Source organism: Brevibacillus humidisoli, from assembly GCF_020923435.1.
GTDB lineage: Bacteria > Bacillota > Bacilli > Brevibacillales > Brevibacillaceae > Brevibacillus_E > Brevibacillus_E humidisoli.
The window spans coordinates 175,111-199,352 of sequence record NZ_CP087263.1 but is presented as its reverse complement, the minus strand read 5'-3'; the positions used below and the strand labels follow the sequence as shown (position 1 = coordinate 199,352).

Sequence of the window (24,242 nt, the reverse complement as noted above, 5' to 3'; positions counted from 1 at the left end):
TCTGCGTATTCACTCTCCTCATCATAGGTGTACGTTTCATTATCTGATACCCATGTTAAGCAGCGATCAACCTGCAGTAAATATCTGATGAAGACGAGCGAAGGAAATGACAAGGGACAGCAGACGCTACTGCTGTCCCTTGCATCTCCTAATCATCATGGGTTTTCGGCTGATTCATCATATTTTTTACGCCTTGGATCGTTTCCACCAGTTCCGATACTTTGCGGGCATGACTGGCGATTTGATCCAGGTCCAACGCCGGCAGTTTGAACAAGGAACGCTTTTTCGGTTTCCGTGCGTGCATCTTGGCCCATTCCTGATAATAACGCTGGAGAGCCTCCGGATTTCTCCGCTCTTTTTTCTTTACATTTTGCGCTTTCAGCCAGCTGTCGAACTCGCTTGGGTAGGAAACTGGGCGGACGTTATTTTTTTTCGCCATATGATCGCTCCCTTTGGTGTATTTGTCTGTATACCTTATGTCGAAGCGGTCAAAGTGAAACGGTATTAACCTACTTGCAGCCAAGGAATTCCTCAGATTTTCCACCATCATCGAGTGGAGGGATTTTCCCGCAGCATAACCGTTCTTTGCTGCCGGATTCTCGTAACAAATATCATCACTAACCGTTTGGCTCTATGATCCGCTATGATAGAAGTAGATAAGAGAACGCGGTACGAGAATGTCCCGAAAACAGGGGGAAGAGATGAGGACACTGATTGTAGCAGAAAAACCATCGGCGGCAAAAGACATCGCCCAAGCTCTTCTTGGCAAAACCACTTTAAAAGACGGTTACATCGATGGCGGCCAGATCCTTGTCACTTGGGCGATCGGCCATCTGGTCCAACTAGCTGCCCCGGAGATGTACGATGAAAAGTATAAAAAGTGGAAAATGGAGCACCTGCCGATCATTCCACGGACGTTCCGCCTGGTTGCCTACCCGAAAACGAAGAAACAGCTGCGGATAATTGGGGATTTGGCCAAAAAGTGCGACCTGATCGTCAATGCAGCGGATGCCGGACGTGAGGGAGAATTAATCTTCGGCTACATTTGCCAGCTATTGAAGATAGATAAACCGGTAAAACGGCTGTGGACCTCCTCTCTCACCCCGACCGCGATCCGGGAGGCTTTTCAGAATGCAAAAGATGGGGCCGCCTACCATAACTTGTTGGCGGCAGCAAAAGCACGCAGTGAGGCCGACTGGCTGATCGGGATGAACGGGTCACGCGCATTTACGATCAAACACGGAGAATTGTTTTCTGTCGGACGTGTGCAGACCCCGGTGCTGGCCATGCTCAAAAAACGACAGGAGATCATCGAGCAATTCACCCCGGAACCATACTATTTGGTGGAAGCGTGGTTCCGTCAAGGTGATCAGTCGTATCGCGGCGTGTGGCAGGGAGAGCGCATCACAAGTAAAGAGAAAGCCGCAGCGATTGCCGACAGAGTGCAGGGAAAACCGGCTGCGATTGTTTCCTACGATGAAAAAACAGCGCGCGAACTGCCGCCTAAGTTATACGATTTGACCACGCTGCAGCGGGAAGCAAACAGGCGCTATGGGTTTTCAGCCCAAAAAACACTCGATCTGGCACAGAAGCTGTACGAGCGGTATAAAGCGATTACCTATCCCCGTACCTCCTCTGCTTATGTGGAAGAGACAAACATTCCCTTTATGCACAACGTATGCGATCAGCTTGGTAGCAGTCGATACGGCGAATTGGCCAGGGGGGCGGACAAGTCGCTCGTTCACAGCAAGAACCGGAATGTTTGCAGGCCGGAGAAGGTTGGCGACCATCACGCGATCATGCCTACCGAACAGATTCCGCAAAGTCTGACAGGAGACATCGAAAAAATATACAGCATGATCGTCAAGCGTTTTCTCGCCCATTTTTACCCACCAGCCCACTATCGGCACCACACCCTGCTGACAGAAGTAGAGCAGGAGACGTTTAAAACCCATGTGAAAGTAGCGCTTCAGCTTGGCTGGAAAACGATCTACGGGGAAGAGAAACAGGGCAAGGGCAAACAGAACGACAGCGAGGAGGATGCACCGCAGCTTGCCCCCTCATTTGCGATCGATCCTAACGGTGCGGTCCGATGTGAGCAGGCGCAGGTGAAAGACAAGATGACGACACCGCCGAAATGGTACGACGAGGATACGCTGCTCAAAGATATGGAAACAGCAGGCAAGTTCGTCGAAGATGAAGAGATGCGGGAAGCGATGAAAGACTGCGGGATCGGCACTCCGGCGACACGCTCTGCGATCATCGAACGGCTGCGGGAAGTGGGCTATATTGAGCGAAAAGGGAAGAAACTGGTTGTTACCACCAAGGGAAGATCGCTGATCGACATGGTGGAAGACGCCGGGATCGGCGTGCTCAGTTCACCGGAGCTAACCGGTCAGTGGGAGCAGCGGCTGCATCAGATCTCGATCGGCAGTGCCTCTGCCGAACCGTTTATGGGGCAGGTCAAAACGTTTGCCTCGGTGCTGGTGCAAAAAGTACAAGCCCAGCAAGCTGCCCCCAGCCAAACGTCTCAAAGCGATCTGGACTGCCCCACCCGCTGCGGCGGCAAGATCGTCAAAAGCGGCAAAGGGTATCACTGTACTAACCGAGACTGTGCGTTCCTGCTAAAAACATTTGCCTTTGGCCGCCCCCTGTCGGAAAAAGAGATACGCGACCTTTTGGAAAAGGGACGGACCGGTCTGCTCCGCTTCAAGAGCCGCCAAGGGAAATCCTACAAGGCCAAACTGGAGCTGAACAGGGATACAGGTGAGCTGTCCCTAACCTTTCCCGGAGAAAGGCGGTCTGGCCCACCGACAGACCGCAAACCGCGCTCAACAGCGGCAGACGGCATGAGGAAAGCTGCAAAAACGAAAGCATCTGTCGAGCGGAAAGCGAACCCCCAGGCTGAATCGGACCGCACCCAGCGGGAGGTGTCGGCCACCGCAGACAAAACCAAAAGGAACGGCATCGGTATCTGTCCACGATGCCGCAGGGGAGAAATGGTTGAGGGACAAACGATGATCAGCTGCACCGGCTATCCGAAATGTCGGTTCTACATCCCAAAACAAATCCGGGAAAAAGATCTATCGATGGAGCAGTTGAGACAATTGCTGAGAGAAGGAAAGACGGGATGGATCGACGGGTTTGTCGATAAAGATGGAACCTCCTTTTCGGCCACACTGATCCTCGCTGATGGATTGGTTCGCTGGGGGGAGCGGAGGACATAACTCTCGCAGATCAAAACAGAGGCTGCCTCTATCGATCGTGATCGATGAGAAGCAGCCTCCTCGTTTATGCTGCCTGATCTACATCATCATCCAGCGAGATGGATTGGGAAGCAGCCAGGCGCTTGCGGGCAGCCAGGAAGAACGCGACAGCAATCACGATTGTTCCAACTGCACCAATCGCGTAAGAGACACCCATGGAGAGACCAAAACCGATCTGGGCGTTCGCGATATAGGTAAGGCAGACTACTGTCATGAACAGCGCCGGTACCAGCGCAATCCAGTAATTCTTTTTGGCCAGGATCAGATACATCGCTCCCACCCAGAGCGCGATCACGGCCGTCGACTGGTTGGCCCAGGAAAAGTAGCGCCACAAGAGATTAAAGTCGATCTGCGTCAGCGCCACCGAGATGGCGAACAGCGGTAGTGCGATCCAGAGGCGATTGCTGATTTTCTTCTGAGCGACACGAATGTAGTCGGCAATAATCATCCGGGCACTGCGGAAAGCGGTATCCCCAGACGTGATCGGCAGTACGATCACACCCAGTACGGCCAGTGTACCGCCAATCGCGCCCAGCATGGTCATGGAGACTTCACTTACCACAGCAGCAGGACCGCCATTTTTAATCAATTCGTTCAGCGTCATGCCGTCGAACATGCTCATCGCAGCGGCAGCCCAGATCATCGCAATGATCCCTTCGGCGATCATCATCCCGTAAAAGATCTTGCGCCCTTGTCCTTCATTTTGCGTCGTCCGCGAAATGATCGGAGACTGCGTGGCATGGAAGCCAGAGAGCGCTCCGCAGGAGATCGTCAAAAACAACAGCGGAAAGATGGGCAAATTGTCAGGGTGCATGTTTTGCAAGCTTATTTCAGGGATTGGCGCTCCGGTGACCACCAACCCGGCGCCGATGCCGACCGCACTGATCAGCAGGAGTGCGCCAAAGAACGGGTAGATGCGTCCAATCACTTTATCCACTGGCAGCAAGGTAGCGATAATGTAATAGGCAAATATCGCCGCAATAATCACAGGCAGTGTCAGCCAGCTGGAAGTCATGTTGTGGATCAGCGCCGCCGGGGCGGTTACGAAAACGGTTCCAACCAGCACCAGCAAGAGAATGGCAAAGGCATTCACCACGTGTTTCAAGCCTTTGCCCAGGAACTTGCCGGCCAATTCCGGCAAATGGGCGCCGCGATTGCGGATGGAGATCATACCAGTCAAATAATCGTGGACAGCGCCGGCAAAAATACAGCCGAGCACGATCCACAAAAAAGCGACCGGTCCGTAAAGAGCTCCCATAATCGGGCCGAAAATCGGACCGACACCGGCAATGTTCAGCAGTTGGATCATCGAGTTGCGACCGGTCCCCATCGGTACGTAGTCCACTCCATCCTGGTAGCGGTACGCCGGGGTAGGCCGTGCCTCTTTTACACCGAACACCTTTTCAACGAACTTTCCGTAGGTAAAATATCCGAGAATCAGCAGAATGATAGAGACGATAAAGGTAATCATGCCTACTGCTCCTTTCTGTTTGGATGCGCTTACATACTAACAAGAAAAGGCGCATATTTGGGACAAATCCCGACAACATGTACAAATCGCTCTCTATCCTGTCGATTGCAGACGACGACATGCGTTACAGTTCAAGACGCTCGCGCAGTGTTTTCACATAGTTGCGACTGACCGGTATTTTTTCTCTGCAGCCGACCAGCTTGATCGTATAAGCCCCATGAAACCAGGGAATCAGTTGTTCCACCGCGTCCAGATTGACGAGGTAGCTTTTGTGGGTTCGGCAAAAGGGATAGCCGCTCAGCTTTTGCTCTGTCTCTTTCAGCGTACCTCGATAGGTGTACTGCCGGTCCTTGGTATAGATATAGGTGGTTTTGTTTTCGCATCCGACAAACAGGATCTCCTGTGGAGCCAGGTAGACAATCCCGTCACCATCTTCTACCGCCAGCTTCCCGACGGAAGGTTCTTGCTTCCGCTCCCCGTGCGTCGCAGTAGGACGGGCAGCAGCGAGAGCGCTGCGGATCCGATCCACCGTATCAGCGACCTGTTCCTCGTCAAACGGCTTCAAGAGATAGTCGAGCGCCTGCAGGCGAAACGCCTTGACCGCGTAATCGGGGTAAGCGGTGGCAAAGACGATCACCGGTACCTTTTTAAGCTTTTGGATCGCCTCTACCATACTCACCCCGGTCATCTCCGGCATCTCGATATCGACGAATATCACATCCGGCTCCTCTGTCATCACAATCTCCAGACCACGCACCCCTGTATCGGCTTCTCCCACCACTTGGATATCGCGGTATTCCTGCAGCAGATGCTTCAACTCGTCACGGCTGTACAATTCATCATCGATGATGACAACCCGAATCACGGGACCATCACCTCCTTCTCGCTAGTCTGAAACGGGACCGTGAACGAGACGGTCGTTCCACATCCCGCCTCGCTCTGAAAGGCGAGTCCTGCCTGTTCGCCGAATGCCATGATCAAGCGGCGGTGCACGTTGTAGATGCCGATGCCCGTCCCTTCCGCAGACGAAAGCTGCTGACGAGTCAGCTGTTGCTGCGTCTGTTCATCCATCCCTGAACCATTGTCCCGGATCGCAACCTGTACCCCTGACGCCACCCGCTTGATCGAGATCGTCAGCCGGCTGCCCCTAGGCAGATGCCGCAATCCGTGCTTTACCGCATTTTCCACGATCGGCTGCATGGACATCGGGGGGACTTGAGCGGCAAGCGCCTCTTCCGCTACCTCGTACACCACCTGCAGCTTATCGGCAAAACGAGCTTCTTCGATCGCCAGATATGCTTTTACATGCTTTAATTCTTCCTCCAGTGTGGTTACGGTTGCTGTCGTGCCGGCCAAGTTTTGACGGAAGAAGTGGGACAGGGAGACAAGCAACTTTCTCGCCTTCATCGGATCGCTGCGAATCATTGAAATAATCGTATTGAGGGCATTAAACAAAAAGTGCGGGCTGACCTGGGCCTGCAGTGCTTTTATCTCCGCCTGCTTCAACAATTGTTCCTTTTGATCCATCTCAGCCATCTCCAGCTGCTGACTGAGCAAACCGGACAATCCTCTGGCCATCTCCACCACCATCGGGGAGATCTCTTTGGGGGAACGGAAGAAAAACTGAACCGTCCCGATCGTTTGCTGATTTTGTTTTAGCGGCGCAATAATCGCTGCCTGTAGCGGACACCATCGCTCACCGCAGGTGACATCCGCTTCATCCGTAACGAGAAGCTCACCGGTGGAGAGAACTCGATGGACGGCCTCCGCCTTAATGGCCTGACCGGTACGGTGATGGGAGGAAGCCAAGCCAGCATGTGCCAAAACGTGTTCCTTGTCAGTGATCGCAACTGCTGATGCCACAACCTCTTTCAACAAAACCTCACAGGTTACACGCGCTGAGCTGACACTCAGCCCCTTGCGCAAATGACTCAGGGTAAACGTAGCCAATCGCAGAGCCTTGTGCGCCTGCATCGCTCCCATCTTCTCCTCTTCGCTAACCACATTGCGGATGATCAGGATAAACAAGGCTGTCCCGATGCCATTGGCCAGCATCATCGGAATCCCGATATTTTGCACAAGAATCCAGGCTTCCTCAAACGGGCGAGCAATCAGCAGAATAATCCCCATCTGGATCGCTTCCGCGAGAAAACCGACAACAAAGGCAACCAGAAACGAACGGGACGAGGTCACATGATACCGCCTGTGAATCAACCCAGCCAGCACACCGGCGACAACCGTGGCCGAACCGCAGGCCAGGGCCGTATATCCTCCCATCAGATAACGATGCACACCGGCGATCAGACCTGCTCCCAGACCTAGTTTCCAGCCGCCAAGCAATCCGGCGATCACCACCCCGATGGCGCGCGAGTTGGCGATCGCCTCTTGTTGGTCAAGGGTGAGCGCCCAGCGGGAGAAGCTGGTTGAATCGGTATGAAAGATTAATCCTGTGTACGTACCGATGATGCCAAAGAAGCCAAACACAAGCACAAAACCCAGCCGCTGCGAAGCGGTAACCTTTGCCTTGTTCATGATTCGCCGAAAAAAGTGAAACCGCGTCACAACGAACGCCACGGTTACGATGATGCAAAGCCGTTCAAACATCGAGAGAAGCAAATCCCACACAGTGCGCCCTCCTTTCACTGGTCTGTTCTTGATTCTGATTCTGTACAGATGGTCCAATCCCAATCCGTGTGCCGCCATCCTGACCGCATAAACGTGTTGTTCCCCGTGCAAGCTATCATGGAACTGTTCTGTTTGCAGAGGAAACAGATCAAACCCAGGGCATCAGCTACCACCGCAGGGTGCATGAATATGGTTCGCAAGGGAGGTGATCCGCATATGTCCAAGTCAGACTACTCATCCGACATCGCCAAAGAGGAACTGGAAAAGCTGGGCACGCACGCTACTGGTTCACCCGAACAATTGAAGACCCGGACCACCTCTGAGACGAGAACGATCCAGCCGCCCGAACAGCCAGGCGGGATAGCCACCGGAAAAGCGGACTAAACCACAGCTATCCTCCGCCTGCTCCCCTCTCTCACGCTGTACTTTGACGGAGCAGGATGGTTTGATTGAATCACTGCTCCCCTTCCAGCCTGATCCCAAACACGTCTTGCAACCCTCTGCTGCCATCAGCCGTGATCTCAATCGCCCGACTTGACGGGCGTTTTTTGATCCAGCCAAGTTGGAGCAGTCTGGAGGCCACAGCAGATCCCAACGCACCCGCCAGATGATGCTGACGCTCACTCCAGTCGAGGCATTTGCGGGAGAAGGCGCGCCGCCGATTTCCTAGCTCCTTGAGATCGAGGCCAAACTCAGCGAAAAACGTCTCTCCTCTGGCTGTTACCTGGAAGTTCTGTTCATCATCCAACGTCTCCAGCCACCCCTGTCGCACCAGCGACCCCGTCAACTGTACACCTAGCAGCCCCGCCAGGTGATCGTAGCACATTCGCGCCTGTTTCAACTCCCTCATCTGAATCGACTGTTTGAGCGATCTCACCTCAGGAGGTCGGGAGAGAGAAAGCAGCGATTCCAGCAGATAAGCCACCTCTTCATCTGCGAGCTGAAAATAGCGGTGGCGGCCATGCTTTTCCACTTTCACCATTCCCCCCTCAACCAGTTTGGCCAAATGAAAACTGGCCGTCTGGGGCGTGACACCTGCCGCATAGGCTAACTCGCTCGCCGTGTAAAACCGTTTGTCCAGTAAACAGGTCAACATGGCTGCCCGTGAAGCATCTGCCATCAGAGAAACTACTTCTGCCAGGTTTGGATTGGCATTCAATTCATACTCCCCCTTCCTGCATCTATATTTCGATAATACTTGAAATGTAGTTGTCTTACAATCTCTTCTTTACGCTCACTGTACCTGCCAGACCACTGTGATGTGACCGTTCTCCGATTTGTTGCCGACTATCGTGAGCGTATACGTGCCGCTCTCCTGCACCTCTACGGCCAACTCGTTTGCGGCTCGTTCCTCCATAGCGACCAGTTCCCCGTCTGGCCCCACGACATGATAGCCTGACTCCCCGTCCACCGAAAACGTGATCGTTTGCCCTTGTTCCGCGCGGATTGGAATCGGCTCTTTTCCGTGGAAAAACTGATATGAGGCTTCGAGACGACCGTCGGTTCGCTGTTCCTCCCACCCTACTTTGGTCGCGGGGACGTATGGACTGGCGATCAGCAGCAGACCCAGCAGAACAGGTGCCCCATAGGCACAGAAAAGCCGCCAGAACTTGCGGCGAATGAACCGGTCAGCCGCAAAAAAGATGGAGGCGATCAGTGCTCCGAGCGTTCCGAAGCTGAGCACAAGCCAGATGTCAAACCGCATGAACAGAAAGAAAAACAAGTACCCGCCAATCGCGTGCAATCCCCACCTCCAAACAGCGCTGTCGAGACGAAGCAGCTTGGCGGCACCATCCACGAGCAGGGAATAGCCGATCCCGTACACATAAACAATGGATCCGATGAAGAGCACCAGCTTCATCGCCCCCTCTAGATCGGAGAACAAGATCCTCCCTAGCGAGTCCACGTAATCAAGCTGCCCGATAAGCAACACACACATCACAATCAACAAGACGGCTCCTGCTCCCGTCAACTTGCCAACGATATCGTAGCTGCGCAAACAGATCCTCCTCCATCAACGTGTTTTTCCATATTTCGCAGCATCCAAACCGGTCTCTTTAACGCCGTAGGACCGAAACACCGGTTAACCATGGGCCGCTTCCTGCAAGAATGTATCGACGTATCTGGTTCCGACGCCCGATTAACCTGGGTAGACCAATCTTTTTTACTGGAACAAGACGTGACCCCCTGGATGGAACTGCCTCTGTGGCCAGGCGAGCTGGCGGAGACTGGGATCAGTTGAAATCCAAAGCAGATGATTCATAAATCCGCTGGCAAAGGAAACAATAGGCCTGATGACTTTTTACAGGAGAGGTGTAACAGATGCAAGCAACCGCGACACAAACGCTAACTGACGTGCTGAACAAACAGATCGCCAACTGCGGCGTCCTGTACATCAAGCTGCACAACTACCACTGGTTTGTAAAAGGGGAGAACTTTTACGAACTACACGCCAAGTTTGAGGAGTTTTACGATGAGATCACTGGTTATCTGGACGAACTGGCGGAACGCCTGCTGGCGATCAACGGCAAACCGTTGGCCACGATGAGGGATTTTTTGCAGCGTGCAACCATTACAGAAGCAACCGGAAATGAGACGCCCCAACAGATGGTGCAAAACATCGCCAACGACTTTGGGACGATCATCTCCGAACTGAAACAGGGGATTCAAAACTCCGAAAACGAAAATGACCAGGCCACGGCCGACATCCTGATCGGGATGCGCAGCAGCCTGGAAAAACACCGCTGGATGCTTACTTCCTTTTTGGCCAAATAAGTCCCTGTTCGCTCCATGTCAGTGGCGGCACTTACGGTACATACCTCCTTGTGCCGCCTTGCAGATTTCCGGGAAAACCACTCGACTCACTCAGCACAGGGCACCGCTTTCTTGCCAAGGATCCCGTAGACCGTTTTCAGCTTTCAGTGCTCATCTTGATAAAGCGGTGAACTATCTTTGAAAAACTGGAGCGTAAAGACCGTCTCCCCAGTGTCAGAAGTGTAGCTGATACTGCCCCCGTTCTTCTCCATAATTTGTTTGCAGATCGGCAGCCCCAGCCCTGTGCCGTTGCTTTTACTCGTCACGAACGGCGTAAAGATTGATTCCTTGAGGTGTTCCGGTACACCTGCTCCGTAATCTGTAATGTCGATGTAATAACTGTTCTCGTCCTCATAGCTGCGAATTCGAATCAGCTTTGGATAGGAACCGCCCGAAAGCGCATCCAGACTGTTGTTCAAAAGATTGGACAAGACCTGCTGCAAGGCGACTCGCTGGATCTGGAGCGGAGGATCCAACTGCAGGTCCAGCTCAATCTCCACCCCCTCGCTGTTCAGCCGTGGACGGACCAGTTCCAAAACCGATTCCACCAGCTCACTCAATCGGCAAGAGATGATCGATTCTTCCATTTGCTGATTTCGGGAAAAACTGAGAAATCCCGTAATCTGACCGTACAAACCTTTAAATTCCCGCTGTACAACATCGAGATAGCGTTTTACCTTATTTCGCTCTTCATAGGACAGCTCTGCTTCTATCAGCTGCAGAAAGCCTTCAATCGCAAACAGCGGATTCTTCAATTCATGCGCCATGCTGGCTGCCATTCTCCCCAATAGGTTCAGCCTGTCGTTGTGCAATTGTCCGATCGTCTCATCCCGCTGCTTCATCAATTGAAACGTGATCTGCTGCAAATAGGTATTGCTGATCTCCTTCTGGATCGTATCAATTCTCCTGTGCAGTGAAAACACTGCCGGCATGGTCTGCTCCGGCGGGATTTGACGTTGGAATATGTACGGACATAGAGATTCTAGGATCGAAAGTCGCAAGAGGTGAAACATTTCCAACAAGGTGTGAAGCGGCGTGAGATTCCGCTCAACAGAACGACAAATGCGGAAGATCCATTCGTAGTTGGGGTGCTGTTCAATAGGTACTTCCAGATCTATCAGCAGCTCGTAGAAGTGTTCTGCATATTCTTCCAGAACCGTATTGAGATATGGCTGTTCTTGGTTCTCTTCCTCTACCATTCGAAACCAAGCCCGAGTGACGGTGCCTCTATGTGCCTCAAGGAACGCTTGCATCCAACTGTTACTACTGTCGTAAATCATAGACACCAACCTTAATGGGAATGTTGTGACTTTCAATCACTATTTTATTATGTTTTCGGAAAAATGGGAACATAAGGGATTCGTATGAGCGAAATGTCCGGGATGGGAATCCATGATAGCGACTTGCCTTCTTTATTCGTTATAATGGATAATGGGGATTGACAGTTGGGAACTTGGCCCAGGCAATATGGGCTTTTTTCTTTTCCATACAAGGCAAAGGAGGTTGAAAATGCAACAATTACCAGCTTATATCCAGGAAGCGAACGGAGATCTCTGGCTTACGGAGAACGAACGGGAAAATCTAAAGCTAAGCTACCGGGTAAAGGAAATCGTCGTTTCGGAACACTCCCCGTACCAACATGTGATGATTCTCGACTCCTACGATTTCGGACGAATGCTTGTACTGGACGGAGTGGTGCAGACCACCTCACTTGACGGGTTCATCTACAACGAGATGATTTCCCACGTACCGCTCTCCCTCCACCCGGACCCGAAATCAGTCCTGATCATCGGTGGAGGCGATTGCGGAGCGGCCCGGGAAGTGGCCAAGTATGCGAGTGTCGAACAGATCGACATGGTGGAAATCGACGAACTGGTCGTCGAAGTCTGTAAGGAGCATTTGCAGGATGTATCAGGAAATCTGTCCGATCCGCGTGTCCGCTTCCTCTATCGGGATGGAGTGGAATTCGTTAAAGAGGCATCCGAACATTATGACGTGATTATCGTCGATTCTTCCGATCCGGTCGGACCGGCCAAGCAATTATTTGAACGAGATTTTTACCAAAACATCTACAATGCCCTAAAACGAGATGGCCTGATGGTCTGTCAGAGCCAATCGCCCATCTTCCACTTCGACGTACTGGAGCAGACTCATAGTCGGATCAACGGCCTGTTCCCGGTTACCCGGATGTATACCGCTGTCGTTCCTACCTACCCGGGAGGGCTGTGGAGTTTCACGCTTGGCAGCAAGCGCGAACTGCCCGAACCTGAGGAACTCCGCTTTGACAAGGAAACGCAATACGTAAACCAGGATATCCTGCAGCGCTGTTTCCAGCTGCCCCAATTCATGAGAAAGCGATTGTCTCTCTAGCTCGCCAATCACAAAAAAGCAGAAGGGGCTGTCTCCAGAGTAGACCGAAACTACCAGGGAGACACGCCCCTTCTTGGCTGATACCCGTTTTACGCGCCGACTGATGACCTGTCCACGGCCTGATTAGCCACCTCCGATTTCCCATCCGCAGTTGGCTCCTGATCCACCAAGGTTCCGGACGGCCCAAAGAACTCGTAACGAATCTGCTCATCGGGTACTCCCCACTGCTTCAAAGCGGCGTAAACCGTCTTCATAAATGAGATGGGTCCGCAGAAGTAGAACTGCGCCTGATGATCCGGCAAGATCGACTGAAGCCAGGCAAGGTCAATGTACCCCTCTTTATCGTAATACCCCTGAACCTTATCCTCTTGCGTCGGAGAATCGTAACAGATATACGCTTTTAGCCTGGAATGGTTTTGCGCCAGTTGGGCGACATGCTCTCGCATGGCGTGAACACGCCCGTTTACAGCGGCATGGATATAGGTAACATCACGCCAGGACTGCTCCTCCACCACTGTGTTTAGCATACTGAGGAGGGGGGTAAATCCCACACCGCCGCTGATCAAAACGACCGGCAACTCGCTCTCTCTATCAAGCGTAAAATCTCCTGCCGGTGCGCTTATCGCCAACACGTCCCCCTCTTTCACCGAATCGTGCAGATAGCAGGAGACCACGCCCGCTGGTTTATTCCCGACCGCCTCTTCCCGCTTCACACTGATCCGGTAATACGGTTTGCCAGGCCGATCGGACAAACTGTACTGCCGTACGTGTGTATACGGTTCGCCTTCGATCTCTACTTTCACGCTGATGTACTGACCGGGCTGATAGTGGGCGATCGGCTTCTTGTCAACCGGTTCAAGGTAAAACGAGGTGATGACCTCGCTCTCTTTCACTTTGCGCACGACGGTAAAGTCACGGTAGCCAGTCCAGCCGCCCGTCTGTTCTTCGGCCTGCTGGTACATCTCACGCTCCACGCCGATAAAGGCATCGGCAATCACCTGGTACGCTTTCTCCCATGCAGCCAATACTTCCTCGGTTGCTGCGTCACCCAGCACGTCTTTAATCGCTAGCAGCAGATGCTTGCCGACGATTGGATACTGTTCCGGCAAAATGCCGATACTTCTATGCTTATGACCGATCTGCCTGACGACTGGCAGGATTTCCTCCAAGCGGTCGATGTGGGCAGCCGCCGCGTAGACCGCATTTGCCAAGGCCGTCTGTTGTCTGCCCTGCTTTTGGTTTGCGTGGTTAAAGATGTTCAATAACTCGGGATGATTCCGAAACATCAATTCGTAAAAACGGGTTGTGATCTCTTTTCCATGTACCTCCAACACGGGTACTGTCGATTTGACCAACTCGATTGTTTTAGAGTCCAGCACAGTGTTCAGCTCCCCTCTTTTCTCGCTTGCATGTATTACTATAGGAGAGAAGGGAAATCCAAACTGTGACAGGGATCACAAAAACGGTTGCAGTTTGATGAACGAACGATTCGTTGCAGCTGACCTTACTCGTTAACCAGGAAAAAGCCGAGGAAAAACAGCAGTGTGCCAACGGCATAGATAATCAAATAGTTCTTGTAGTTTCGTCTGGTCTTCTGCTCGTAATCCCGTTCGCGCGGTTTGGCACCGACGAATAGTGTGCCGAGAAGAGAGGCCACGAGTACGACCAAAATCAAAGGAACAGCCCAACTCATGTTACCACCCACCTTCCAGATGCAAACTTTTGCTTGACTCTCTTATCTATCTATTCCCAATATATCATCAGCCTGTAGACAAAGTTCCGTAAGGAACAGGGTCTGCAGGCTTTTTTGTTGAATATAGAACATGTTACGTTTTCAATAGTTATTTTTGGAGGTGGCATTATGCTTAATAAGCAACAGGCCGAAGGCCGTTATCAGATATCTGCATTCTCGTTAGATGAGTTGGTGCCAAAAGATCATCTCGTACGAAAAATCGAAAATGCAATCGACTTTTCATTCATCTATGACTTAGTGGAAAGCCTCTACTGTCATGACAACGGCAGACCCAGTGTTGACCCTGTAGTCTTAGTCAAAATTGCTCTCATCCAATATCTTTTTGGTATTCGTTCCATGCGGCAAACGATTAAAGAGATCGAAACCAATGTTGCCTATCGGTGGTTCATTGGCTATGACTTCAGTCAGCCCATTCCCCATTTCACGACCCTAGGCAAGAACTATGTTCGCCGTTTTCGGAATACTCAACTCTTCGAGTCGATCTTCCTTCGAATATTGGAAGAGGCGGTACATCATGGATTCGTGAAGCCTGACGTGCTTTTCATCGATGCTACGCATGTAAAAGCCAGTGCGAATAAGCATAAATACGTGAAAGAAATCGTTGAAGAACAAGCCAAGAAATATCAAGAGCTACTGGACGAAGAAATCAATCAGGATCGTATTGCACATGGAAAGAAGCCCCTTGAAAAAAAGACAGAAACTTCGAAGAAGGAGGTGAAGGTCAGCACAACTGACCCGGATTGCGGATTGTTTGTAAAGGGGGAAAAGGAACGTGTATTTGCCTATAGTTTTCATACGGCATGTGATCGAAATGGATTTGTGCTTGGCGCAAAGGTAACGCCAGGCAATGTGCATGACAGTCAGGTTTTTGAGGATGTTTTGAATCAAGTGCGACAGACGTTCGAACAACCTCAGGCTGTGGCGGTGGACTCCGGATACAAGACGCCTTACATCAGTAAAACACTGATTGATGACCAGATTCGCCCCGTTATGCCCTACACAAGACCACGCACCAAAGAAGGTTTTTTTAAAAAGTACGAATATGTGTATGATGAATATTTCGACTGCTACATCTGCCCGAACGAGCAAATCTTAACATATGAGACAACAAACAAGGATGGGTACCGTATCTATCGATCAAATTCTCAAGTTTGCCGAAGTTGTCCGTTTTTGAAACAATGCACGGAAAGTAAAGACTACACAAAGAGAGTGAGTCGCCACATCTGGGCTGATTACCTCGAAGAGGTAGACCACCTCCGGCATACCGAGGAAAACAAACAGATCTATAGCCAACGGAAAGAAACGATTGAACGTGTATTCGCTGATATGAAGGAAAAGCATGGCATGCGTTGGACGACCTTACGAGGACTGGAGAAGGTCACGATGCAGGCGATGCTTGTTTTCGCTGCCATGAACTTAAAAAAAATGGCGACCTGGCTATGGAAATCAGGTCGCCAAAAGGTGAAGGATCAAAACACCTTCGGTATTTTCATCAAATTATTAAACAAACGCCCTCTGCTGTTCGTTCAGCGAGGGAGTTTGTCTGCAATCTGTATATCATATCACGTACCAGATACGTGTGACATCAAGATGAACACTCTCTTGTTTGAAACGAATAAAATCCGAACCGCGTCTATACGGGAGAATGGAGGGTCGAGATGGGAAAAACCATATCTGGTTGGATCTTGCTTACCATGTGCTATTTCATAACATTTGCTGGAGCCGTTATGCTGTATCAGTGGTTTACAGGGGAGCCGATTGATCATAACTGGAACAGTACCGTTCCGATGGTTTGCGAGAGAATCCTGATCTATGTGATTGGCGCACTGCTGGTGGCCGGTGGCGGAGACGGTACGATGGAAGGCATCACGGTGATACAGTTTATCAGGGGTGAAGCAGCCCCCTACTACACCGTTACCTATATTCTTCTCGGCCTCGCAAGCCCGCTGTTGGCGATCGCAGCTGCCGGGTGGCGGACGAATAAGACAGCAACAGCCTAGCTACAGTCGTCTGTCGGAGCATCAGATGATCCGTCTTCCTATGAAAGTTAGCTTATCGTAGCTTTAGACCATGATGTCTCAGCCGTTTTCTAGTATAATGGTGAGCAAAGTAGGAACAGGGAAGAGTGATCGGTATGGAATTCAAGATGACCGAAAAAGGATTCGTCACAAACGTCGAATATGGGGAGCTGCACGTCTCAGGGGATGAGCAATATGGCTTTCGCCCTTATCAGTTGCTCGTCTCTTCCATTGCCGTCTGCAGCGGTGGGGTGCTTCGCAAAGTTCTGGACAAAATGCGGACCCCAGCCGCAGATATCCAGATTACAGCGCACGTGGAACGAAATGAGCAAGAAGCAAACCGCGTGGAAAAAATCCACCTTCATTTTCTCATTAAAGGAACCAATATGGACGCTGAGAAGGTGGAAAAAGCACTCGCCGTCACCAGAAAAAACTGCCCGATGGTCCAATCTGTAAAGGACAGCATCCAGATTACGGAAACCTATGAACTAAGCGACAATCTCGTATGAACGGCTGAGGAGTATGGATATGTCTATTGCGATCCGATCATTTGCGATGAGTGATTATGAACCTGTGATCCGGCTGTGGTGTAGAGCAGAGCTGGAAATATCCCGATCGGACAGCTACGAACAAATCCAAAAGAAGCTGCAACGAGATCCGGAACTGTTCCTGGTCGCGGTTGAAGGCAATAAGATCATCGGTGCCGTAATCGGCGCATACGATGGACGGCGGGGCTGGGTGTACCATCTGGCTGTCGACTCGGATGAGCAGAGAAAGGGCGTCGGCTACGCCATGATGAAAGAGCTGGAAAGCAGATTTCAAGCCATCGGCTGCGAAAAAGTAAACCTGTTAATCGAGCCAAACAATGCCCAGGTGCAGGGGTTTTACGAGAGGCTTGGTTTCCAGAGTGACGAGCTGATCTTCATGGAGAAATGGGTCGAGCGTACAAAAAGGGAGATCAACACAAAGAGTTGATCTCCCTCGGTTTGCTTATTGCTCAATCCTCATCATCGTCTTTATCATCATCGTCGTCCTCATCATTCTCTTCGTCGTCATCCTGATCGTCATCGTCGTCGTGTTTATCGTCCTTCTCTTTTTCCAGTTCTACCTCTACTTTTTGGCCATTTGCGAAGATAACCTTAATCTTCAATTCCTCTATCTCCGAGAGCCCCAGAGCGGATTCAACTTCTTCCAAGAGCTCCTCACGCCCCATATCGGGCCCCAAATCGAGTGTTTGTAGCAGTTCCTCTACCTTACTAACAGCTGCTTCACCCGTTACCTTTTCCTCACCGCTGTTCGTTTCGCTCTCATATTTTGCTTCCGTTTTGTCCTCGTCTCTCTTGTACTTTACTTCCAGTTTTTTATCTCCCGCTGACTCTACTTCCAATATAAACTCCCGAATCCCTGCTGGAGCCTCGGGAACCTCTACCTCCTCTTGATCATCTCCTTGATCTTCTATCTCTACCTCTGTACCATTGGCGAATTCAAGCTCAAGTTTTAACGTTGTGAAGTGATCGACGTTTAGCACGTCCAGTACTCTTCCCGCTACTTCTTCTTGAGCCATATCCGGGTGCAGAGCAAAATCTTCAAGAAGCTGTTCAACGGCGCTTACGGCCTCGTCTCCGCTTTGTTTCTCTTCTCTACTGTTCGCTTTCTGCTCAATTTTTGCTTCTGTTTTGTCTGCCTTCCTGACATATGCAATCTCCAGTTTCCCGTCTGCGCTCGATTCCAGCTCCAGCTTAAACTCACGGATATCATCGCCATTGAGGTGATCCTCTATAGCCGGAAGCTCGGGCAGCACTACTTTTGTCCCATCTTCATTGGATGGGTCCGATTCGCCGGGCAGCTGATCATCGGTACGGTCGAGAAAAGCAGCCATCTCTGCACGTGTTACATGTTTGTTTGGTTTAAACGTGCCATCGGGATAGCCACTTACCAATCCCTTCTCTACGGCGACATTTACATATCCGACAGCACCTGCCGGAATTTCTTTGGCATCTTTAAAAGCAGGAACCGTCGTCATCTCGCCAAGCGCATCATCCTGTAAACCTAAAGCACGGACCAGCAGCACGGATACCCAGACACGAGAAGCTGGCTTGTCCGGCTGTATCTTGTCTTCGGAGAAATCAAACAGTCCGTTTTCCAAAGCAATCACAACATATCCTGTTGCCCACGGGTACTTGTTGGCGATCTGTTCCGCATCTTTAAAATGCAGTGGTGTAGCAGAGGAGACCGACTGCGCTTCTTCCTCTAAGCCCATCAGACGAACGGCAGTCACGACAGCTTCCACCCGACTGATCGGTTGGTTGGGTCGAAATGTACCGTCTGGAAATCCCTGCAGCACTTTTTTCGACTGCATGTCGGCTATATGCTGCAAAGCCCACTTTGCTTCGTTCACGTCGGCGAATTCCAACGTAATCTGTACACGGCCGTCCTCCATCATAGTGGCGCTGTTTTCAGCGGCCGCACTCCCGCTCATAACAGAAAAAACGAGCAGCAATGCAAACAGCATTTTTTGGATCTTCATAGGTGTCGAGCCCCTTTCCTCATCGAGATGCCTTTACGTTTGGGAGTTTACCATAATTCTAAATTTTTCATATAAAAGAAGTGTATCCGACTTTATTTTTTAGGAAATAGGACTTTTCGACTTATATCCTTGCTGCGAAGTTCCATTATTCCCATAACAAAAAAAGACTCCCCGCCAAACAAAATAGATGGGAGAGTCCGGTTATCGACACGCTGCGTCTGTGAATAGCGTCAATCGAATCATCTAGAACGAGACAGAACGAAAGCACATGGTTAAAACAAAAAGGAAAGCTGCTCCACTCTTTGTCCATGGCATTCGTCAATGGGAGAGCTGGCTGCGGATTCCACTGGCTGTCGGTTCGGCTTGGTCGGCACAACCGGAGACAGCTCATAGTGACCAAGCAGGGCATACACCCTTTCCATGAGCGGTGCGGTGTACTCGCGAGGCGGATACGTACTGCGATATAGTTCCTGATACGCGGGCAACAGGTTCGGATGATGCTGCTTCAGTACAGAAAAGTACCACGCTTTCACCTCGGGAACCAGTCGCAGCACAGACGGCGTCACAAAAGCTGCACGATGCCGCTTGGCTGCCGCGATCAGTTCTTCCAGATCGTAAGCTCCGTCCGTCAGATAGGGCAGGATCGGAGCGAGGAAGATTCCCGCCGGCAGATCATGTGACACAAGCTGCTCAACCGTTTCCAGCCGCTTAAACGGGAAACTGGTCGCTGGCTCCAAGCGGCGGTACAGTTCAGTGTCAAGCGTATTGATACTGATGTTGATCGAAGTGAGTGGAATCTCCTGCAAGATGTCCAGATCTCGCAGAATCAGCGGCGAGCGGGTCGTGATCGACGTTGGTATCTGATACCTGGCCAACACCTTCAGGCATTCTCTGGTCAGCTTGGCCTTTCCTTCTACCTGCTGGTAGGGGTCGGTTGCCGTCCCGATCGTAACCATCCCAACCTCTTGCGCTAACTGCCGCAGATCGCCCCCGTGCTTGCGAGCCAGCTTGGCCAACTGATTCTCCAGTGCCTCCGCAGCATTCCTCTTTAGAAAAATGTGATTTTGAAACGAATCATCTGCATTCATCCCTAAAAACGAGTGAGTGTTGCGAGCGTAGCAAAAACTGCAGCCATGCGTACACCCGCGGTACGGATTAATCGACCAATCAAAAGGCATCCGCGGTTCCTTTACGCGGTTCATCGTCTGTTTTGCGGTTATTTCCTCAAACACTTTTTTGGCCAGCTTGAGCACCCCCAGATCGGAACGTACGTTCTCATTATGTTCCATTGTATCACTGAAGGTTGCCAAAGGGAAGGAGGCCGGCCGTGAGGGTTGTTGGAAAAACACGCAGTGCTCAAGTGGACTGGGCTCTGGTTCTAGTCTCATCCAAATGATCAGGGCTGTTGTGCTGCCGCTTCCTCCACTCTGTCCAGCCACTCGCTAACCATCACCTCAAACAAGCGCCTCTGTTCGCTCTGCAGGTTATGTCCGGCCCGGTCGAGCACGGCATAGCTGGCCCTGGGATACTGTTCAAGAATCTTCCACGCGTCTCGATAACCTGTCGAGGCATCCTGGCGCCCCATGAGGAATAGTGCTGGTTTGCGGAAAGGTACCGGAAGCTGGTCAGGGTTAAACGAGAAAGCGTACTGTTTTCGCAGCCGCTCAAGAAAGGCAGCATCCGCCAACAGTGATCCCGCAAGAATCTCATTCCGGAAGCGCTGCCAGTTGTACTCATCCTGAACCACGGCTACGGAAGTAAACTCTGCTGCCTCACGTTGATCTAATCCCGCGAGCAGATTCGTATCCTGCACAAAAACCATACCGGCAGGCGGCAGTTCTCTCATCTCACGCTCCGCCACGATCATCGGACAGATGAGCGCGATACCATCAACCATCTCCATCCGCTGCGAAACGATACCTCTCGCCAGATACCCTCCATACGACTCCCCTATTACCAGAAATCGTTCCTCTGGGATTAGCTGATCAATCGCTTTCAGCACAATTGCCAACATGTCGTTCGAACTTTCAATCCAATCAGCCGCTTGGGTCCTTCCCATACCCGGCAGGTCCAGATAAATCCGTTTCCACCCCGGCCGATCGGCGAAGATCGGTTCCAGACAGCCTGTCATCACGCGATGGTCCAATGAGAATCCATGAAGCATGACAACCGGCTTGCCTGACCCGTGCACTTCATAGTGAAGGGTAATGTCTGAAATACGGCATTCCATATAAGGATATCTCCCCTCTCATCCATTTTGGATGGCCTGACTATCTTTGCGATACCGCCCTTTTCCCAGTAATTCAAACTCAATCGAAAGATCCTGATGCAAACCATGAGTCGCGATGAGACCGTCTACAAACGTTCGATAAGGCTCTGGCAGCTCCTTCATCGAAAGCGCCACGGGCAAGCAGTCAAGCTGCTTCTGCTGATGAAAGAAGGCTGGGGTTAGACAGCGGAAACCGCTTTTGACAAAGAATGATTGCCGTTCGGGATTGGCAACGGCGTACACATGGGTCAGTCCGTATGAGATGGTCCAGTAGTAAAACAGGCCGAGGAGCCCCGTAAACAACGCTCTTGACCGCCTGTACCGTCTGGCAATGCAGAGCATGCTGCCGCCGGCACAGCAGCTCAGCGGGTCTGGCAGATAAGCGGCAAAATCAAAATATTCATCTGCAGGTGTGCCCCATTCGGAAGGGAGGTTCATCCGCAGTCCGGCTACGATCACATCATCAACAAAAGCCGCAAAGTTGTAAGTAGTTGGGTAGGCGTCAAACCGGTCCGTTATCCGTCCGTCAGCAGAAGGCGGCAAGTGCCCTTCCTCCCCTACAAATACCTGGTGTCTGAATTGATACAGTTGATCGAGCTGTGCCGCTGTTTGGATCCTTTCAATGCGCCCAATCATCGCTCTTCCCCTCCATCTGGCGGAAATCCGCTGCAAAACACCTGGTCTATAGACAATCGCTGCGACTTCACGGTTGGCGCATTCCCGTAAAATAGACGAAACAACACCGCCGGTTCGGATGCAGATCCCAGTTGGTAGAGAGCTTTTAGTCTACTGTGCAATTCCCCAATCAGCGTACTCTCTTGAGAAGTAAAGATGCTTTCTATATGATGATCAAGCCGTCCGAATAGGTAGATCCAGGACGCGATCGGCTGGACACTTATCCCCATTTTGACCGCTGCAAGCCAGATCCTTTGAAAGCAGCGGCCTGTTTCCAGCCATGTCTCCAAAGAGTTGTTCTCCACTGTGACGAGTCCGATTGCAGCTGTCGACGCCACCTGGTTTTTGACACTGGCCACAATCGCCTGTCCCAGTCCTAGCTCACGAAGCTCCGCCGCAACATCAGGACGCGCCAGCAATTGCAAGACGGCCTTTTCCGCGCCACGCAGCTGCAAGGTTCGGGTGTCAATCCCATCTCTGGTCTGATCCGCCTGTTTGGGTGACCAACGCAGCATTGTGATGATCTCCTGGTGAAGCAGCGGATTGAGCAGCGCCAGACGGGTTCCGGCTGCGACAATTTCAGCCGCTTTACCGATGTCCTCATCTTCTGTCACCATCCGCAGGCTGACGTGTTCAGAGAGAGGGACCCGTAAGAACTGCTGTCGTTGATCTGTCGTCAGCGGTCTACGCTCTGCACTGGAACGATTGGTCGACCGCAGTCTCAACAGATCGAACAAGGCTGCTTGCTCAGCCAGAGAGGATGGATCTGCCGGCAGCAGCCGAAGCGCTGCAGCAGCCAACGGATTGCCTGGCAGTGGAAATGGCTTCACCAAGACGGCATGATTGCGATAGGCTGCGGCAATGGCGATGTTCTCAATCGCCGCCCCCAGAGCCAGGCAGCTCGCACGACGGCTTGGATCGAGAAGACTGTCCGCTCTCTCCGGCACCAGAACCACCCAGAGCAGCCCATCCGAATAGGAAAAGCGCCATGGCTGTCTATTTCCCATCGAGGGGGCGAGAATCGCATGCTCCACCACGAACCGGATCAATTCGGGTACAGCCGCATCCCCCTCCCCGCTGGCATCCGCATCCGTTGAGAGGCGGTCCCGTTCGCCTGAAGCGGGAGCAGACAGCGCGGCTGCAGCTTCACTGACAGCAGATAAAACCTCCACAGAGCGGGAATCGTGAGGCGGTGTGGGCGGCATATCCTTTTTTCCCTCCGGCTCTCCATCCAGTATGTCTTGCAAATCAACGTATCGTCTGCCTGATGAGAGCGGCTGCCCCAAGGCGAGGCAGCGAACGGCTGCCGTGACTGCTGCCCCACCCAGCATCACATCCGAGGCTAGCTGCGGCCAGTTCGCGATCGTCTGTCCGATCTCCAGCATGGATACAGCGGCCCGGGTGGAGATCGTATCGATCCCGGTGATATTCAACACAGCCTCGGTCCTGCCCACAGAGCTGGCATCCGCCCTACCTAAACCATGGAACAGCGGCCTGTTCGGCTCCAGGTCAAACCGTTCGATATCAAGCATCCCACGGTCACTCGTCTCCATGATCACCGGGATCCCAAGCGCGCGTGCCCTCTCCCGCAGCAGGTACTTCAGTTCGATGGAGTCACACTCGTCGATCAGGACATTCACTCTCGGCTCAGACGTCAAAAAGTGATCCGCATTTTGTTCCGTGATCCCTTCATGAAACAATGTTATCTGTGCATAAGGATTCAACTCATAAATCTGCCGTGCAGCCAAAACGGTTTTGGCCAGTCCGATCTCATGGATCCCCGCGCGAATTCGATTCATGTTGGAGAGGTCCAATGTGTCAAAGTCGGCCAGCTTCAGGTGACCAAACATGCCTTCCATGGCAAGGGTGAGAGCGACAGCATTTCCTACTGACAAACCGACGATGCCAATGGTGAGCGCTGCACACTTCGCTTGCTCCCGGTGGGTCAGTTTGTGACGATTGCGATCCAGACGAAGCTCTTGGAATTCACGTTCAGGCAGCATGTGAACCAATCTTCCGGACCATGGATAATAGATCCACCTGCCGTACTCACTTGGATCCAAACCATCTAGCACTCTGCCGATTTCCTGCTGCATCTCGTCTTCATCCACTACTCTCCCGCTGGCGCGTGCCTTGATCAGATCGCGCAACAGTGCATGGATCTGGTCATGTGTGTACCAGACCTTTTTGGAAGAACGGATGGACAAGAATTTGTTTCGGTCCTCCTCCCTTGTCAAGTTCATGACGACCGGTCGCCAAATTTCTTCAGCCTCTGTCATTTCCCAGACCATCCCTGACCCACCTCCCCTGAAACCGGAGATAAAAAACCTCTTCTTTTTCCACTTTTCGACAAACACTGCATATATCCTCCTTATATTCCATCAGGAACCACAAATAAGAAGGGTTTGGCAGATCTGGATGGAATACTATCATGTAGAGAAACGGGTGCCCCTT

Annotated in this window: 21 protein-coding genes and 1 pseudogene; 8 read left to right on the top strand and 14 right to left on the bottom strand. The window is 51.7% G+C overall.

Going from position 1 to position 24,242, the window contains the following annotated elements; translation table 11 throughout:
- Positions 1 to 148: 148 nt before the first annotated feature.
- On the bottom strand, positions 149 to 439 hold the full coding sequence (locus LOK74_RS00985) for a hypothetical protein (protein ID WP_230044675.1): 291 nt from the start codon (positions 437 to 439) through the stop codon (positions 149 to 151).
- A 262-nt stretch (positions 440 to 701) separates the two neighbouring features.
- Here LOK74_RS00985 and LOK74_RS00980 point away from each other — a divergent pair, with 262 nt between their 5' ends.
- Entirely contained in the window at positions 702 to 3,227 is a 2,526-nt protein-coding gene (locus LOK74_RS00980) for a DNA topoisomerase 3 (protein WP_338148634.1), read from the top strand.
- 64 nt (positions 3,228 to 3,291) lie between these two features.
- Here LOK74_RS00980 and LOK74_RS00970 read toward each other — a convergent pair whose 3' ends face one another.
- From LOK74_RS00970 to LOK74_RS00960, 3 genes are all read right to left on the bottom strand, one after another.
- On the bottom strand, positions 3,292 to 4,737 hold the full coding sequence (locus LOK74_RS00970) for a carbon starvation CstA family protein (RefSeq protein ID WP_230044673.1): 1,446 nt from the start codon (positions 4,735 to 4,737) through the stop codon (positions 3,292 to 3,294).
- 124 nt (positions 4,738 to 4,861) lie between these two features.
- Positions 4,862 to 5,602, bottom strand: a complete 741-nt coding sequence (locus LOK74_RS00965; RefSeq protein WP_230044672.1) for a LytR/AlgR family response regulator transcription factor — start codon at positions 5,600 to 5,602, stop codon at positions 4,862 to 4,864.
- The gene (locus LOK74_RS00960; RefSeq protein WP_230044671.1) at positions 5,599 to 7,362 is read right to left on the bottom strand and encodes a sensor histidine kinase; all 1,764 of its coding nucleotides are present in this window, start codon (positions 7,360 to 7,362) and stop codon (positions 5,599 to 5,601) included. The genes LOK74_RS00965 and LOK74_RS00960 overlap by 4 nt, the downstream gene beginning before the upstream one ends.
- A 189-nt stretch (positions 7,363 to 7,551) precedes the next feature.
- Here LOK74_RS00960 and LOK74_RS00955 point away from each other — a divergent pair, with 189 nt between their 5' ends.
- Entirely contained in the window at positions 7,552 to 7,746 is a 195-nt protein-coding gene (locus LOK74_RS00955) for a hypothetical protein (RefSeq protein WP_230044670.1), read from the top strand.
- A gap of 70 nt (positions 7,747 to 7,816) precedes the next feature.
- Here LOK74_RS00955 and LOK74_RS00950 read toward each other — a convergent pair whose 3' ends face one another.
- Both LOK74_RS00950 and LOK74_RS00945 read right to left on the bottom strand, forming a co-directional pair.
- Positions 7,817 to 8,521 carry an ArsR/SmtB family transcription factor gene (locus LOK74_RS00950; protein WP_230044669.1) on the bottom strand — a complete coding sequence of 235 codons (705 nt, stop codon included), beginning with the start codon at positions 8,519 to 8,521 and terminating at the stop codon, positions 7,817 to 7,819.
- Positions 8,522 to 8,596: 75 nt separating this feature from the next.
- Positions 8,597 to 9,361: a hypothetical protein gene (locus LOK74_RS00945; RefSeq protein ID WP_230044668.1), complete on the bottom strand. Its 765-nt coding sequence runs from the start codon at positions 9,359 to 9,361 to the stop codon at positions 8,597 to 8,599.
- Positions 9,362 to 9,684: 323 nt separating this feature from the next.
- Between LOK74_RS00945 and LOK74_RS00940 the strand changes: the two genes are divergently transcribed.
- Positions 9,685 to 10,137 (top strand): Dps family protein, encoded by a 453-nt coding sequence (locus LOK74_RS00940; RefSeq protein WP_230044667.1) that lies wholly within the window; start codon positions 9,685 to 9,687, stop codon positions 10,135 to 10,137.
- Between the two features lie 143 nt (positions 10,138 to 10,280).
- Here LOK74_RS00940 and LOK74_RS00935 read toward each other — a convergent pair whose 3' ends face one another.
- Positions 10,281 to 11,429 carry a sensor histidine kinase gene (locus tag LOK74_RS00935; protein WP_230044666.1) on the bottom strand — a complete coding sequence of 383 codons (1,149 nt, stop codon included), beginning with the start codon at positions 11,427 to 11,429 and terminating at the stop codon, positions 10,281 to 10,283.
- A 256-nt stretch (positions 11,430 to 11,685) separates the two neighbouring features.
- Between LOK74_RS00935 and speE the strand changes: the two genes are divergently transcribed.
- Positions 11,686 to 12,546: a polyamine aminopropyltransferase gene (speE, locus tag LOK74_RS00930; RefSeq protein ID WP_230044665.1), complete on the top strand. Its 861-nt coding sequence runs from the start codon at positions 11,686 to 11,688 to the stop codon at positions 12,544 to 12,546.
- A gap of 89 nt (positions 12,547 to 12,635) precedes the next feature.
- Here speE and hmpA read toward each other — a convergent pair whose 3' ends face one another.
- Positions 12,636 to 13,925 carry an NO-inducible flavohemoprotein gene (gene hmpA / locus LOK74_RS00925; protein WP_230044664.1) on the bottom strand — a complete coding sequence of 430 codons (1,290 nt, stop codon included), beginning with the start codon at positions 13,923 to 13,925 and terminating at the stop codon, positions 12,636 to 12,638.
- Between the two features lie 125 nt (positions 13,926 to 14,050).
- Positions 14,051 to 14,239: a hypothetical protein gene (locus tag LOK74_RS00920; protein ID WP_230044662.1), complete on the bottom strand. Its 189-nt coding sequence runs from the start codon at positions 14,237 to 14,239 to the stop codon at positions 14,051 to 14,053.
- Positions 14,240 to 14,407: 168 nt separating this feature from the next.
- Between LOK74_RS00920 and LOK74_RS00915 the strand changes: the two are divergent.
- The 4 genes and pseudogenes from LOK74_RS00915 to LOK74_RS00900 form a co-directional block, all read left to right on the top strand.
- Positions 14,408 to 15,745 (top strand): annotated as a pseudogene (locus tag LOK74_RS00915) (IS1182 family transposase); the annotation flags it as partial.
- Between the two features lie 281 nt (positions 15,746 to 16,026).
- Positions 16,027 to 16,299, top strand: a complete 273-nt coding sequence (locus LOK74_RS00910) for a hypothetical protein (protein ID WP_230044661.1) — start codon at positions 16,027 to 16,029, stop codon at positions 16,297 to 16,299.
- 134 nt (positions 16,300 to 16,433) lie between these two features.
- On the top strand, positions 16,434 to 16,826 hold the full coding sequence (locus LOK74_RS00905; RefSeq protein ID WP_230044658.1) for an OsmC family protein: 393 nt from the start codon (positions 16,434 to 16,436) through the stop codon (positions 16,824 to 16,826).
- 19 nt (positions 16,827 to 16,845) lie between these two features.
- A complete protein-coding gene (locus LOK74_RS00900) occupies positions 16,846 to 17,292 on the top strand; it encodes a GNAT family acetyltransferase (RefSeq protein ID WP_230044657.1) in 447 nt (148 codons plus the stop codon).
- Positions 17,293 to 17,314: 22 nt separating this feature from the next.
- On the opposite strand, the gene LOK74_RS00895 is transcribed toward LOK74_RS00900, so the two are convergent.
- The 5 genes from LOK74_RS00895 to LOK74_RS00875 form a co-directional block, all read right to left on the bottom strand.
- Positions 17,315 to 18,844 (bottom strand): S-layer homology domain-containing protein, encoded by a 1,530-nt coding sequence (locus LOK74_RS00895; RefSeq protein WP_230044656.1) that lies wholly within the window; start codon positions 18,842 to 18,844, stop codon positions 17,315 to 17,317.
- 272 nt (positions 18,845 to 19,116) lie between these two features.
- A complete protein-coding gene (locus LOK74_RS00890) occupies positions 19,117 to 20,133 on the bottom strand; it encodes an SPL family radical SAM protein (RefSeq protein WP_230044655.1) in 1,017 nt (338 codons plus the stop codon).
- A gap of 107 nt (positions 20,134 to 20,240) precedes the next feature.
- Positions 20,241 to 21,074 (bottom strand): alpha/beta fold hydrolase, encoded by an 834-nt coding sequence (locus LOK74_RS00885; RefSeq protein ID WP_230044654.1) that lies wholly within the window; start codon positions 21,072 to 21,074, stop codon positions 20,241 to 20,243.
- An 18-nt stretch (positions 21,075 to 21,092) separates the two neighbouring features.
- Positions 21,093 to 21,749: an N-acyl amino acid synthase FeeM domain-containing protein gene (locus LOK74_RS00880; protein ID WP_230044653.1), complete on the bottom strand. Its 657-nt coding sequence runs from the start codon at positions 21,747 to 21,749 to the stop codon at positions 21,093 to 21,095.
- Positions 21,746 to 24,079, bottom strand: a complete 2,334-nt coding sequence (locus tag LOK74_RS00875) for an Rv1355c family protein (RefSeq protein ID WP_230044652.1) — start codon at positions 24,077 to 24,079, stop codon at positions 21,746 to 21,748. The genes LOK74_RS00880 and LOK74_RS00875 overlap by 4 nt, the downstream gene beginning before the upstream one ends.
- Positions 24,080 to 24,242: the final 163 nt, after the last annotated feature.